We start from the raw sequence: 13,634 nt of genomic DNA, 5'->3' as shown, positions 1-13,634 counted from the left end.
CCAGGCGGAAGCCGCCAGGTCTCGCTGCCCTCCCCTGAAGGGGAGGGTTTTGGTATGTGGGGATCGAATGCAAATCCTGGTGATCGAGGACGACGCCCGCGTCGCGGAGCATATCGGCAAGGGGCTGAAGGCCGCGGGGCATGTCGTCACGCACGAGGGCGACGGGCGCGCCGGGCTGCTCCGCGCCGCTGCCGACAGCTTCGACCTGATCATCGTCGACCGCATGCTGCCGCAGGTCGACGGGCTGACGATCGTCCAGACGATCCGCGCCACGGGCGACGCGACCCCGATCCTGTTCCTGAGCGCGCTCGGCGAAGTCGACGAGCGCGTCGCGGGGCTGCGCGCCGGCGGCGACGATTATCTGACCAAGCCTTTCGCCATGTCCGAACTGCTCGCGCGCGTCGACGTGCTCGCGCGGCGCGGGCCGGCGATCGTCGCCGAGACGAAGCTGGCGGTCGGCGACCTCGAGATCGACCTGCTCGGCCAGCAGGTGAAGCGGCAGGGGAGGCCCGTCGACCTCACCGCGCGCGAATTCCGCATCCTCGTCTATCTTGCACAGAATGAGGGCCGCGTGGTGACGCGCTCGATGCTGCTCGAACATGTGTGGGACTATCATTTCGACCCGCAGACCAACATCATCGACCAGCATGTCAGCCGGCTGCGCCAAAAGGTCGACAAGGGCTATGACGCCCCGCTAGTCCACACCGTGCGCGGCACCGGCTATATGATGCGGGCAGGCGCGTGACGCAGGAGCGCTGGCGGAGGATGGCGCGCAGCCTGACCTTCCGGTTGGGCATCCTGTACGTCGTCCTGTTCCTGACCTCGATGCTGACCTTGTTCGGTGCCGCCTATTGGATCGGCGTCGCGCGCCCGATGCAGCAGGAGGCCGAGCAGGTGATCGGGGAGACCGGCCGGCTCGTCGCGGTCGATCGGGCCGAGGGGCGTGGCGCGCTGATCGCGGCGCTCGACGCGCGGCAGCGGCTGGCGGGGCATCGCCACGCCTTTCACGCGCTGATCGGCGCGGACGGCCAGACATTGAGCGCCAATCTGCCGAGCTGGCCCGATGAGACGATCGAGGGCTGGCGCATGCTCGACGCCGACCTGTCGGTGCAGGGCAGCGAGGAGGATTTTACGTCGCTGTCGGTCGAACGCCGGCTGGCGGACGGCGCGCGGCTGATCGTCGGGCGCGACGTCGAGGATATCGACGACCGCGACGAACTCTTCTCGATGGGGTCGGCGTGGCTGATCCTGATCGCCGCGCTGCTGGCGGTCGGCAGCAGCTTTGCGATGAGCGCCGCGGTCGGGCGCCGAATCGAGGCGGTGACGCGCACCGCGCGGCGCGTGATGGCGGGCAGCATGACCGAGCGCATCCCCTTGCGCGGCACCGGCGACGATTTCGACGAGCTCGCCGAGACGCTCAACCTGATGCTTGGGCGGATCGAGGAATCGGTCGAGTCGGTGCGGCGCGTGTCGGACAATGTCGCGCACGAACTGCGCACGCCATTGTCGCGGCTGCACGCCGACCTCGACGAACTGCGCATGGCGAAGGGCACGAAGGAACGCGAGCGGCTGACCGAGCAGGCGATCGCCGAGGCCGCGCGGTTGCAGGCGATCTTCGACGCGCTGCTGCGCATCGCGCGGATCGAGAGCGGACGGCATTTCGCGGGCTTCGCGCGCGTCGATCTGAGTGCGCTGCTGGCCGATGCGATCGAGCTGCACAGCCCCGATGTCGACGCGCATGGGCAGACATTGGAAAGCGCGATCGCGGGCGGGCTCGTGATGGAGGGCGACCGCAACCTGATCTTCCAGGCGGTGTCGAACCTGCTCGACAATGCGGTCAAATATGCGGGCGAGGGCGGCCGCATCCTGGTCGCGGCGACCGCGAAGGGCGGGCGCATCCGCATCGAGATCAGCGACAGCGGCCCCGGCATCGCCCTCGCTTATCGCGAGCGGGTGAAGGAGCGCTTCTTCCGCGTGCGCGAGACCGCTAGCGCGCCGGGGACGGGGCTGGGCCTCGCGCTGGTCGCGGCGATCGTGGCGCTGCACAAGGGGGCGCTGGAGATCGGCGACGCCGAACCGGGGACGCTGGTGGTGGTGATTTTCTGAGCGGAGGTTGGAATGGGAGCTGCCGGTGCTGCCCCATTCTTCGTCATCCCGGACTTGATCCGGGATCCGCCTTTTTTCTTCAAGACAAGGCAGGCCCCGGGTCAAGCCCGGGGTGACGTTGGGTAAAACCCGATAACAAGTTTCGCCCGAAACCCACCCCCTACTTCCTCTCCACCAGTTCCCGCAGCAGAAACGCATGCAGCATCGCGGCGCGCACCGCATCCTCGGCATGGTCGGCGCCGACCGAATGGCCGCCCTCCAGATATTCGTGATAATAGACCCGGTTCCTATATTCCTTCAGCCGCGCCGCGAATTTACGCGCGTGGCCGGGGTGGACGCGGTCGTCCTTGGTCGAGAGATAGAGGAAGATCGGCGGATATTTCACGCCCTTCCTGAGGTTCTGATAGGGCGAATATTTCGAGATGAACGCCCAGTCGGCGGGATCGTCGGGGTCGCCATATTCGTCCATCCACGACGCGCCCGCGAGCAATTTGTTGAAGCGTTTCATATCTTTGAGCGGCGAGCCCGAGATCACTGCGCCATAGAGGTCGGGGCGCTGCTCCATCGCCGCGCCGACGAGCACGCCGCCGTTCGAGCGGCCCGAGATCGCGATCTTGCCCTTGGGGCTGACCCCGGTCGCGACGAGATCCTCGGCGACCGCATGCAGGTCGTCGAAACTGTTCTGGCGCTTCTCGTAGAGCGCCGCCTGGTGCCAGGCGGGTCCATATTCGCCGCCGCCGCGGATGTTCGCGAGGACATAGGCGTTGCCGTCCTCGACCCAGAACAGCCCGAGGGGGCCGGCGCGATAGGGCTGGCCGGTCAGATAAGCCGGCGTCTGCGCCGCCTTGAACCCGCCATAGGCGTGGACAAGCGCGGGCACCGGTCCGCTCGCGCCCTTCTTGCGGACGAGAAAATAGGGTATTTTCGTCCCATCCTTGGAGGTCGCGAAGCGTTTCTCGACGCTCATGTCCTTGGCATCGAACATCGCGGGCAGGCTTTGCACCGCCTGCGGCGCCCCCGTCTCGGCCAGTGCATAAAGCGTGGGCGGCTGCAGCATGGTTTCGGCGGTCGCCAGCACCTGGTTGGTCTTGCCGATCACCCCCGCGATCTGCACCGTCGCATTGGCGGCGAGCGGCACTTCCTTCTGGCTCCAGCGGCCATGGGGCTGGTCGCGGCGCAGCGCAAAGAGCTTGCCCTCGACATCGTCCAGCGCCTTGACCCACAATATATCGTCGCCCGCCGCGACATTCTCGATCGCCTGCGACGCGGTCGGCGTCATCACGGGAACGAAGGGCACCTGGTCGCCGCGCGACATTTCGAGCAAGGGCAGCGCGAGCAGCGAACCCGGCGGATAGTCGAATTCCTTGTCGTTGAGGAAAATGATCGCCTGCCCGTCGATCACCCCGCGCAGTTCGGCGGTCTCGGGGATGATCGTGTCGGTATAGCCCGACCGGCTGCCGTTCGGGATATAATATTCGGTGGTGTAGAAGCTCTTGTTGCGGCTGATGACCGGCCAGCGCGTGTCGCCGTCCATCTCGGCGCCGACCCCCATGCCGACGTCGGCGGTCTCGCCCTCTACCAAAGTCTCGGCCGCCGACAGCGGCGTCCCGCGCTTCCAGCGCTTGACGATACGCGGATAGCCCGAGGTCGTCATGCTGCCCTCGCCGAAGTCGGTCGCGACGAGCAGATTGTCGGCGTCCTCCCAGGTCACGCTGCTCTTGGCGAGCGGAACGGCGAAACCGCCCTCGACGAATTGCCCGGTGCTACGATCCCATTCGCGGACGATGTCGGCGTCGGTCCCGCCGGGGCTGAGCGAGACGAGGCAGCGCTTATACTCGGGGGCGAGGCAGTCGGCGCCGTGCCACACCCAGCTCTGCTTCTCGGCCTTGCCCAGCGCGTCGACGTCGATCAGCGTCTTCCACTCGGGCTTGCCCGCAAGCCAGGCGGCGAGCGGGCTTTGGCGCCACAGCCCGCGCGGATTGGCGGCGTCGCGCCAGAAATTGGTGATTGTCTCGCCCATCACCTCGCCGGGCATCGCGATCTGGCGGTCGTCGTCGAGGATTTCGCGCGCGCGCTTGCGATCGGCCTCGAAGCCCGGGCGACCGAGGATCAGCTTGTCGGTCGCGGCATTCTCCGCCTTCACCCAGTCGAGCGCCTTCTTGCCCTCGATCTCCTCGAGCCAGAGATAGGGGTCCTTCTCCTCCTTCTCGGCGGCGGCGGCGAGGGTCGCGAAGGAACAGCCGAGGGCGAGCGCGGCGAGCGTGGCGCGGATCATCTGGGTCTCCGAAAATCGTCCGATGCTACTGTGTTAGCACCACCGGACGGCCGGAGGGAAGCGCCGCTATTGGTCGATGATCATCGTGCCCGGATGATGCTTGTCGAGATGCTTCTTGATGATCTTGAGATTGCGCGTGTTCGAGCGGAAGAACAGATCGAAGGCGTCGCCGACGACCGGGATCGCACCGAGCGTGGTGTCGACGCCGAGGTTGCCGACCATCCGCCAGATCTTCCACTTCGGCATGCCGAGGTTGCGCGCTTCCCAGATCAGGTAAGCGCCCATCGCCGCGGCGATGACGTCGCCGACGACGGGGACGAGGCCGACGATCGCGTCGAGCCCGACGGGGCGGTTGATGCCAGGGATCACGAAGCTGCGCTCGAGGATGATCTCGAGCGTCTCGACGCGCTTGCGCAGCGCGGCGGGATCGCGGCGGTTCTGGATCAGCGTATCGAACAGGGCGTCGGTGTCGGGGGTCGAAGGGGCCATCGGGGTCCTTTCAGGCAGCGCCCGATCTTGAGCGCCACTGTATTAGTTGGGTAGGGCAATCAGGTGATTCAAGGGGTGCTGCGCCCGGCCGTTGGCGCGCAGCCCCGTCAGCCGCTGCGACGCGACCGACCAGCGCAGCGGGGTGGCGATCGGGATGAAGGGCGAATAGCCCGCGAGCAGCGCCTCGGCCTCGCCGATCAGCCTTGCGCGCTCGGCGGCGCTGGTCGCCGCGACGGCTTCGTCGATCCTCTCCTGCGCGTCGCGGTGGCAGATGGTGTCGGCGCGGCACGACAGGCGGCGGAGGCCCCACAAGGCATCGTCGTTGGGCATCACCTCGTCGATCAACCTGAGGTCGGCGCGCGCCGCCAGCCCGACGCGGCGGCTCGGCACGCCCAGCCGCGCGAAATCGGCGGCGACATAGGCGTAGAGGATGCGCCCGCCGGGTGAGTCGGGCACCGCGATGCGCAGCGGCGCGATCTCGCGCCCACCCGCGCGCCATGCGTCGATCACGCGCTTCGCCTGGACGAAGCGCGACTGCTCGTCGAATTCGGCCCAGGCGGGCAGGAGCGGCGTCGGCCCGACGTCGCGCGTGTAGAGGTCGGGGCGCAGCGTCACCTGCGACTGCCATTCCTGCAGCCCGAAGGCATCGACCAGCCGCTCACGCCGGATCGCGCGCGACAGCGCTTCGCGATTGGCCTGCACGCCGAGCAGGCCGTCGCTGCTCGTGAAGCTCAGCCCGAACAGCCCGGGGACCGGGTCGACGACGAGCCGCGAACGGCCGATGTTCGATGCGGCGAAATAGGGCAGGGTCGAAAAACGGCCGCCGATGACGCCGTCGGCATAGCCGTTCTTGAAGCGCGCGAGCGCCTTTGCCGCCGAGGTGCCGACCAGCTCGATCGACGCCGCGGGGTCGGCGGCGGCGGCCTCGGCGGCTTCGGGGTCTTCGGCGAGCGGATCGGCCACCGGAGTGAGCAGCATCGCCTTGCCGGCGCGCTTCGCGCGCATCGGCCCCCAGCCGAGGCCGCGGTTGACGATCGCCATCGACGGCTGCGCGAGCAGTTCGAGCATGCCCGGCTGCGCGACCGAGAGGCGGATTTCGACGACCGTGTCGGTCATCGCGCGGATCGCCTCGACCTCCGGAAAATCGCCGCGCAGCGGGTGCTGGCTGCCCGGCCCCAGATAGGAACGCAGGATCGCGGCGACGTCGCCCGCGGTGACCTTGCGCCCGTTCGCCCATTTGGCCTCGCGGATGCGGAAGATATAGCTGCGCCCGTCGCCGGTCACCGTCCAGCGCTCGGCGAGCCCGACGTCGATCTGCGCCTCGCCGTCATAGCTGACCAGCCCCTGCGAGCTGGCGTCGAGCAAAGCGGCGTTGGCGGCATTGAGTTCGCCCCCGATCGGGCTGACCGCGCCGTTGAGCGTGCCGATCGCGGCGATCGTCACCGGGCCGCGCGCGCCGAACAGCCCGCAGCTCGGCAGTGTCAGCGCGAGCAGGACGGCGGCGGCGATCCGCGGCATGCGCGTCCTGATCCGGGGCGTGGAATTCGTTGGGGGCATTACAGCCATCATAGCCAAGCGGCGCGAAACCGGAAGGGTGCGCGGGTCAGCGCGCGGCGATTTCCGCGAGCAGCCAGTTCCGGAAGGCCGCCGCCGCCGGATCGCCGCGCGCGCCGGGTTCGACCAGCCAATAGTGATGCGGCCCCGACAGCAGGAAGGCGAAAGGCCGGACGAGCCGCCCGGCGTCGATTTCGGACCGGAACAGCCGCGGCGAGAGCAGCGCTGCGCCCTGTCCCTCGATGGCCGCGCGCGCGGCGAGCTCCTGCGTCGGGTAACCCGCGCGGGCCGGCCCGGGCAGCGCGGGGACTTCGAGGCCCTGCTCGGCGAACCAGCGCGGCCAGTCGGTGCCCGGGACGAGCGCGACGCGTGCGAGATCGCCGGGATTCGCCACTCCTGGACTCTCCAGAAGCCGCGGGCTGAGCATCGGCGTGGCCTCGATCGCGAACAGCGGGGTCGCATGCGCGCCCGGCCAGCGCCCCGCGCCCGAACGGATCGCGAGATCATAGGCGTCGGGGTCGCGCAGGTCGGTCGATGCGTCGATCTCCACCGCGATGCCGGGATGCAGCGCCTCGAAACCCGGCAGCCGCGGGGCGAGCCAGCGCGACGCGAAGGTCGGAGTGACGGTCAGCCGCAGCGTGCGGACATCGCGCAACTCGTCGATCGCGGCGCGCGCCAGCGCCATCATCGCGCTGGTACGCGCGAGGAGTCGCTCGCCGTCGCCGTTGAGCGTGATGCGCGGGCCGCTCCGCACGAACAAGGGTTTGCCGATGTCGCTTTCGAGCCCGCGGATCCGCTGGCTGACCGCGGCGGGGGTGACGCACAGTTCGGCGGCGGCGCGCGAAAAATTGCCGTGGCGCGCGCAGGCGTCGAAGACGCGCAGGGTTTCGAGCGAGGGCGGGCGTTGCGGCGGCATGTCCATATTAAGCCCAGCTTGTCATGTGCATGCAATGACGTTGTTTTGCGCGGGCTACCACGCCCGCTAGTCGGCGGGGATGAAACAGGATTTCCCCATGCTCGCCGCAGCGCTTTTGCTCGGAGGATGCGTCGCGCCGGCGCAGACCCCTGCCGAGCGCTGGACACCTGCCAACATCGCCACGCCGGGCTATGAAGCGACCCCGACCTTTTCGCCCGACGGGCGCGAGATGGTCTATCTCGCCGCCGATGCGCGCTTCGCGAACTGGCGCCTGCTGCACTCGCGTTGCGAGGGCAGCGCCTGGTCGGCGCCCGAACCGCCGCCCTTTGCCGCGCCGGCGCCCGCGATCGAGGCCGATCCAGGCTTCGTCCCGGACGGCAGCGGGCTCTATTTTATCTCGGCGCGGCACGACCCGGCGAACGCGGATTTCGACATCTATCATGTCGCGCGCGGCGACGACGGACGCTGGGGCGAGCCCGAGCGGTTGCCGCCGCCGGTCAATTCGCCCCACGCCGAGCTGCTGCCGCGTGCCGACGCGAGCGGGCGGCTCTATTTCGGATCGGCGCGGCCGGGCGGGTTCGGCGACGGCGATATCTATGTCGCGACGCGCGATACGGGTGGCGGCTGGCAGGTGACGAATGTCGGGCCGCCGGTGAGCAGTGCCGCCAACGACTATGAGGCGGAGATTTCGCGCGACGGGCGCACGCTGATCCTCGTCTCCGACCGCGGCGACCGTTCGCACCTCTATCATTTTGTCCGCGAAGGCGAAAAATGGGTCGAGCGGTCAAGGCTCGCGGCGGACGACACCGTCTTTCAGGTCGGACCCTTGCTGTCGCCGCGCGGCGAGAAACTGCTCTTCGCGCAGGCCGATGGCGACCGGTCAGGAGAGATGTTCCTGTCGTCGCTCGTCGCTGGAAGCCGTGAGGATTGGCCGCCAAAATGCTGAACCGGCGCGATTTTGGGGCAGGAGCTGTTGGAGTGGCGACGATGGCGGCGATGAATCACCAAGGCGTCCAGGCACGCGCCATCGAGCCGAGCGGCTCCTCCTATGCGCAGGCCTATCTGGTGCCCGCGCCGCAGCAGTGGCTGTTCGTCGGCGGGCAGGTGCCGGCGGACGGGGCGGGCGAGGTTCCGGCGGGCTTCGACGCGCAATGCCGCCTCGCCTGGGCCAATGTCGCGCGCCAGCTCGCCGCCGCGGACATGGCGCTGACCGACATCGTCCGCGTCGGCATCTTCCTGTCGAGCCGCGACCACCGCGCCGCCAACACCGCGATCCGGCACGAAATCCTCGGCGGCCACTCGCCCGCGATTACCGTGATCATCGCCGACATCTTCGACGAAGCCTGGCTGCTCGAGATCGAGGCGATCGCCTGCAAATGACCGTCCGCGCCATAAGGAGAAAGTGATGACCAAAACCTATCACGGCAGCTGCCACTGCGGCGCGGTGCGTTTCGAGGTCGACATGGACTTCGCCGCGAGCGGCAGCAGCAAATGCAACTGCACCTATTGCTGGAAACAGCGCAACTGGAACGCTGCGGGGATGAAGCCCGACGCCTTCCGCCTGATCGCGGGCGAAGCGGTGCTCGGCGACTATGCGCGCAGCGGCGAGGGCTTCGAGACGCACCACCGCTTCTGCATAAAATGCGGCACCGCGACGCACGGCCACGGGCATATCGATGCGATGGGCGGACCTTATGTCGGCGTGCGCGTCGCCGCGCTCGACGACCTGCCCGTCGACGAGCTGATGGCCGCGCCGATCGCCTATTGCGACGGCCTCCACGACAATTGGTGGAACGCGCCGGACGACATCCGGCATCTTTGAGATGCTGGTGCGGACGCCGGGACTTGAACCCGGATATCCAGAGGATGGCAGATTTTAAGTCTGCTGCGTCTACCGATTTCGCCACGTCCGCCCGGCATCGCCGGTCAAGCCGAGGCGCGCGGAGAGGTCAAGCGATCTTTGCCGCTTCACCGCCCTCGACACGTCGGCTAGAGGGACCCCATGGAAGCTGTTCTCACCATCGCCGGGCTCGGCAAGACGTACAAGGGCGGCCACATGGCGCTGTCCGCGGTCGACCTCACCATCGCCAAGGGCGAGATTTTTGCGCTGCTCGGTCCCAATGGCGCGGGCAAGACGACGCTGATCAGCATCGTCTGCGGCATCGTCACGCCGAGCGTGGGGACGGTCACCGTCGCGGGGCACGACCATCAGCGCGATTATCGCGCCGCGCGCGCGATGATCGGGCTGGTGCCGCAGGAATTGCACACCGACGCCTTCGAAACCGTGCTGGCCACCGTCAGCTTCTCGCGCGGGTTGTTCGGCAAGCCGCGCAATCCCGCGTTCATCGAACAATTGCTGCGCGACCTGTCGCTGTGGGACAAGCGCGACGCGAAGATCATGGAATTGTCGGGCGGGATGAAGCGCCGCGTGATGATCGCGAAGGCGCTCAGTCATGAGCCCGAAATCCTCTTCCTCGACGAGCCGACCGCGGGGGTCGACGTCGAGCTGCGCCGCGACATGTGGAACATGGTGCGCGGCCTTCGCGAGCGCGGGGTCACGATCATCCTCACCACCCATTATATCGAGGAGGCCGAGGAAATGGCCGACCGCGTGGGCGTGATCACCGGCGGGCGGCTGATCCTGGTCGAGCAGAAGGACGAGCTGATCAAGAAGCTCGGCCGCAAGACGCTGACGCTCAACCTGGTCGAGCCGCTGGCGGCGATCCCCGAGGAACTGGCGCAGTGGAAGCTCGAGCTCGCGGGCGAGGGCAACGAGCTGGTCTACGAGTTCGACAGCCGCGCCGAGGCGACCGGGGTGCCGTCGCTGCTGCGGCGGATGACCGACATCGGGGTCCAGTTCAAGGACCTGCACACGCGGCAGAGCTCGCTCGAGGATATTTTCGTCGGGCTTGTCCACGACAGCAACCATGCGAAGGGAGAAGCCGCATGACCGCGAACTGGCGCGGCGTGCGCGCGATCTATCTGTTCGAACTGGCGCGCTTCGGGCGCACCGTGTGGACCAGCCTCGCGCTGCCCGTTATCACTACCGCGCTCTATTTCGTCGTCTTCGGCTCGGCGATCGGCGGGCGGATGAACGAGGTCGGCGGGGTGCCCTATGGCGCGTTCATCGTCCCGGGGCTGATGATGCTGACGATGTTCACCGAGAGCATCAGCAACGCGTCCTTCGGCATCTATATGCCCAAATGGTCGGGCACGATCTACGAGATGCTGTCGGCGCCGCTGTCGCCGTTCGAAACCGTCGTCGCCTATGTCGGCGCGGCGGCGACCAAGTCGCTGATCATCGGCGCGATCATCTTTGCCACCGCGCATCTGTTCGTCGATGTGCAGGTCGCGCATCCGATCTATATGGTCGCCTTCATGATCCTGATGGCGGTGACCTTCTGCCTGTTCGGCTTCATCATCGGCATCTGGGCACAAAGCTTCGAGCAGTTGCAGGTCATCCCGCTGCTCGTCGTCTATCCGCTGACCTTTTTGGGCGGCGCCTTCTACTCGCTCGACATGCTGCCCGCGGCGTGGCGGACGATCACGCTGTTCAACCCCGTCGTTTATCTGATCAGCGGTTTCCGCTGGACCTTCTTCGGGCAGGGTGACGTCGGCATCGAGGTCAGCATGGGTGCGGTCGCGCTCTTCCTGACCTTGTGCCTCGCGGTGATCTTCTGGATGTTCCGGACGGGCTACCGGCTCAAGACCTGAGCCAGATACCTTAACCATAGCCCCCAGCCTGTCGAAGAGCGCCTCACCGAGAAGCGTCCTTCGACAGGCTCGGGGCTACGGCATTTGGGTGACCGCGAAAGAATCGAATTCAGTCGTTCAGCCGCTCGCGCATTTCCTTGCCGGGCTTGAAATAGGGCACGCTCTTCGCCTGCACGTCGACCGCCGCGCCGGTGCGCGGATTGCGACCGGTTCGCGAGTCGCGGCTGCGGGTCGAAAAGGCGCCGAAACCGCGCAGTTCGACGCGGCCGCCCGACGCGAGCTGGTCCACAATGGAATCGAAGAAAACATCGACGATCTTTTCGACCTCTTCGAGGCGTAGATCGCTGTTTTCGCTGGCGATCTTCTGAACCAGTTCCGACCGGATCATTGGCTTCCCCTATCGTTGACGCGCATCTTTACGATGCTGGCTACCGGTCGTTGCCGGCTCCGTGCGTGAGACCCCTCCCAACGCGGGCGCCAGACTAACATGAATCAACAAAGGCGCAAAATATATCGCGGAATCAAAAGGCCCGCCGGACGCATCCGGCGGGCCTTCTGTCTCATTTCGGTAAGAAAGGGCTGGATCAGCCCTTCTTGCCGGCCTTCAGCGCTTCGCCGAGGATGTCGCCGAGCGACGCACCCGAGTCCGACGAACCGTACTGCGCGACGGCCTGCTTCTCTTCGGCGATCTGCATCGCCTTGACCGAGAAGCTGGGCTTCTTCGAACGATCGAAGCCGGTAACCATCGCGTCGAACTTCTGGCCGACCTGATAGCGCTCGGGGCGCTGCTCGTCGCGGTCGCGGCCAAGGTCGGCGCGCTTGATGAAGCCGGTGGCGCCATCGTCGCCGGCCTGGACTTCGAGCCCGTTGTCGCGGACTTCGAGGACGGTGACGGTGACGACGTCGTTCTTCTTCACCGAGCCCGTCGCAGCGGTGCCGCCGCCGACGGCCGGAGCACCCTTCTCGAGCTGCTTGATGCCCAGGCTGATGCGTTCCTTCTCGACGTCGACGTCGAGAACGACGACCTGCACGGCCTCGCCCTTGCGGTGGAGGTGCAGCGCTTCTTCGCCCGAGATGCCCCACGCGATGTCCGACATGTGAACCATGCCGTCGACGTCGCCCGGCAGGCCGACGAACAGACCGAATTCGGTCGCGTTCTTGACTTCACCTTCGACAACCGAGCCCACCGGGTGGGTTTCGGCGAACGCGCCCCAGGGGTTCGACTGGGCCTGCTTGAGGCCCAGCGAAATGCGGCGCTTGTCGCTGTCGACTTCGAGGACGATGACGTCGACTTCCTGGCTGGTCGAGACGATCTTGCCGGGGTGGACGTTCTTCTTGACCCACGACATTTCGCTGACGTGGACCAGGCCTTCGATGCCGGCTTCGAGTTCGACGAACGCACCATAATCGGTGATGTTCGTGACGACGCCCGACAGCTTCGCACCCACGGGGTATTTGGCGGCGACGCCTTCCCACGGATCGCTTTCGAGCTGCTTCATGCCGAGGCTGATGCGCTGCGTGTCGCGGTTGATGCGGATGATCTGGACGCGGACGGTGTCACCGATGTTGATGACTTCGCTCGGGTGGTTGACGCGCTTGTAGCTCATGTCGGTGACATGGAGCAGGCCGTCGATGCCGCCGAGGTCGACGAACGCACCATAATCGGTGATGTTCTTGACGGCGCCTTCGATGATCTGGCCTTCTTCGAGGTTCTGGATCAGGCCCGAGCGCTGTTCGGCGCGCGTTTCTTCGAGGATGGCGCGGCGCGACACGACGATGTTGCCGCGGCGGCGATCCATCTTGAGAATCTGGAACGGCTGCGGCAGGTCCATGAGCGGGCCGACGTCGCGCACGGGGCGGATGTCGACCTGCGAACCCGGAAGGAACGCCACGGCGCCGCCGAGGTCGACGGTGAAGCCGCCCTTGACGCGGCCGAAGATGACGCCTTCGACGCGGGCTTCCTTGTTGAATTCTTCTTCGAGGCGGTCCCAGGCGGCTTCGCGGCGGGCGCGATCGCGGGACAACATGGTTTCGCCATTGGCGTTTTCGACGCGGTCGACATAGACTTCGACTTCGTCGCCGACATCGATGTCGGCCTTCTGGCCCGGCATCGCGAATTCGCGAAGCGGCACGCGGCCTTCGCTCTTCAGGCCGATGTCGATCACTGCCAGGTCGTTTTCGATCGCGGTCACGGTGCCCTTGACGACGCGGCCTTCAAAGCCGCCATCGGCACCACCCAGCGATTCATCGAGCAGCGCGGCGAAATCGTCGCGCGTCGGAAAAGCCGTAGAGGCCATAGATGTTTTTCCTTACTTCATTTGTTCCGGCCAAGCGGTTGGTTCCGCTGGTCTTGTGGCCGATCCGCCGCGCCCGCCGGATGCGGAGCGCAGCATCCTTCGAACGCGCCATCGGTGAGCCATGGGCAAAGCAAAAAGGGCGCGACGGGTGCGCCCCGCCACGCCCGACGCTCGTGTCCGAGCGGCGGTTTGTCCATGCCTCGACCGGCTGGCAAGCCCGTCGGACGGGGCGCATATAGGGCGCAAGCCCCCCGGAAGCAAGGCGAAATCCGCAGTAAACCGC

Annotated in this window: 13 protein-coding genes and 1 tRNA gene; 7 read left to right on the top strand and 7 right to left on the bottom strand. The window is 66.8% G+C overall.

The window, feature by feature from the left end; all coding sequences use genetic code 11:
- The first annotated feature begins 67 nt into the window (after positions 1–67).
- Complete coding sequence (locus AC1RNQ_RS13305; RefSeq protein ID WP_493171621.1) at positions 68–745, top strand: response regulator transcription factor; 678 nt, start codon at positions 68–70, stop codon at positions 743–745.
- 20 nt (positions 746–765) lie between these two features.
- A complete protein-coding gene (locus AC1RNQ_RS13300; RefSeq protein WP_493171620.1) occupies positions 766–2,106 on the top strand; it encodes a sensor histidine kinase in 1,341 nt (446 codons plus the stop codon).
- 160 nt (positions 2,107–2,266) lie between these two features.
- On the opposite strand, the gene AC1RNQ_RS13295 is transcribed toward AC1RNQ_RS13300, so the two are convergent.
- From AC1RNQ_RS13295 to AC1RNQ_RS13280, 4 genes are all read right to left on the bottom strand, one after another.
- Entirely contained in the window at positions 2,267–4,381 is a 2,115-nt protein-coding gene (locus AC1RNQ_RS13295; protein ID WP_493171619.1) for a prolyl oligopeptidase family serine peptidase, read from the bottom strand.
- A gap of 66 nt (positions 4,382–4,447) precedes the next feature.
- Positions 4,448–4,870: a DUF4112 domain-containing protein gene (locus tag AC1RNQ_RS13290; protein WP_493171618.1), complete on the bottom strand. Its 423-nt coding sequence runs from the start codon at positions 4,868–4,870 to the stop codon at positions 4,448–4,450.
- 42 nt (positions 4,871–4,912) lie between these two features.
- Positions 4,913–6,388, bottom strand: coding sequence for an ABC transporter substrate-binding protein (locus AC1RNQ_RS13285; protein WP_493171617.1), 1,476 nt, complete (start codon positions 6,386–6,388; stop codon positions 4,913–4,915).
- A gap of 85 nt (positions 6,389–6,473) precedes the next feature.
- On the bottom strand, positions 6,474–7,340 hold the full coding sequence (locus AC1RNQ_RS13280) for a LysR substrate-binding domain-containing protein (RefSeq protein ID WP_493171616.1): 867 nt from the start codon (positions 7,338–7,340) through the stop codon (positions 6,474–6,476).
- 79 nt (positions 7,341–7,419) lie between these two features.
- On the opposite strand from AC1RNQ_RS13280, the gene AC1RNQ_RS13275 reads away from it, so the two are divergent.
- From AC1RNQ_RS13275 to AC1RNQ_RS13265, 3 genes are read left to right on the top strand one after another with little or no spacing between them, the layout of a single operon-like run.
- Entirely contained in the window at positions 7,420–8,286 is an 867-nt protein-coding gene (locus tag AC1RNQ_RS13275) for a TolB family protein (protein ID WP_493171615.1), read from the top strand.
- 41 nt (positions 8,287–8,327) lie between these two features.
- Positions 8,328–8,720, top strand: coding sequence for a RidA family protein (locus AC1RNQ_RS13270; protein ID WP_493171614.1), 393 nt, complete (start codon positions 8,328–8,330; stop codon positions 8,718–8,720).
- 25 nt (positions 8,721–8,745) lie between these two features.
- Positions 8,746–9,162 (top strand): GFA family protein, encoded by a 417-nt coding sequence (locus AC1RNQ_RS13265; protein WP_493171613.1) that lies wholly within the window; start codon positions 8,746–8,748, stop codon positions 9,160–9,162.
- 5 nt (positions 9,163–9,167) lie between these two features.
- Here the strand turns inward: AC1RNQ_RS13265 and AC1RNQ_RS13260 are convergent.
- Positions 9,168–9,253: transfer RNA gene (locus AC1RNQ_RS13260), tRNA-Leu, on the bottom strand.
- A gap of 89 nt (positions 9,254–9,342) precedes the next feature.
- Between AC1RNQ_RS13260 and AC1RNQ_RS13255 the strand changes: the two genes are divergently transcribed.
- Both AC1RNQ_RS13255 and AC1RNQ_RS13250 read left to right on the top strand, forming a co-directional pair.
- Entirely contained in the window at positions 9,343–10,290 is a 948-nt protein-coding gene (locus AC1RNQ_RS13255; protein WP_493171612.1) for an ABC transporter ATP-binding protein, read from the top strand.
- A complete protein-coding gene (locus AC1RNQ_RS13250) occupies positions 10,287–11,054 on the top strand; it encodes an ABC transporter permease (protein WP_493171611.1) in 768 nt (255 codons plus the stop codon). Before AC1RNQ_RS13255 ends, AC1RNQ_RS13250 begins: the two co-directional genes overlap by 4 nt.
- Before the next feature lie 109 nt (positions 11,055–11,163).
- On the opposite strand, the gene AC1RNQ_RS13245 is transcribed toward AC1RNQ_RS13250, so the two are convergent.
- Both AC1RNQ_RS13245 and rpsA read right to left on the bottom strand, forming a co-directional pair.
- Positions 11,164–11,442: an integration host factor subunit beta gene (locus AC1RNQ_RS13245; RefSeq protein ID WP_493171610.1), complete on the bottom strand. Its 279-nt coding sequence runs from the start codon at positions 11,440–11,442 to the stop codon at positions 11,164–11,166.
- A gap of 196 nt (positions 11,443–11,638) precedes the next feature.
- On the bottom strand, positions 11,639–13,351 hold the full coding sequence (rpsA, locus tag AC1RNQ_RS13240) for a 30S ribosomal protein S1 (protein ID WP_493171609.1): 1,713 nt from the start codon (positions 13,349–13,351) through the stop codon (positions 11,639–11,641).
- Between the last annotated feature and the right edge of the window lie 283 nt (positions 13,352–13,634).

Source organism: Sphingopyxis sp. GW821-FHT12F08, from assembly GCF_058806755.1.
Note: the sequence above shows the minus strand (reverse complement) of the source record. Positions and strands in the feature narration are given on the sequence as shown.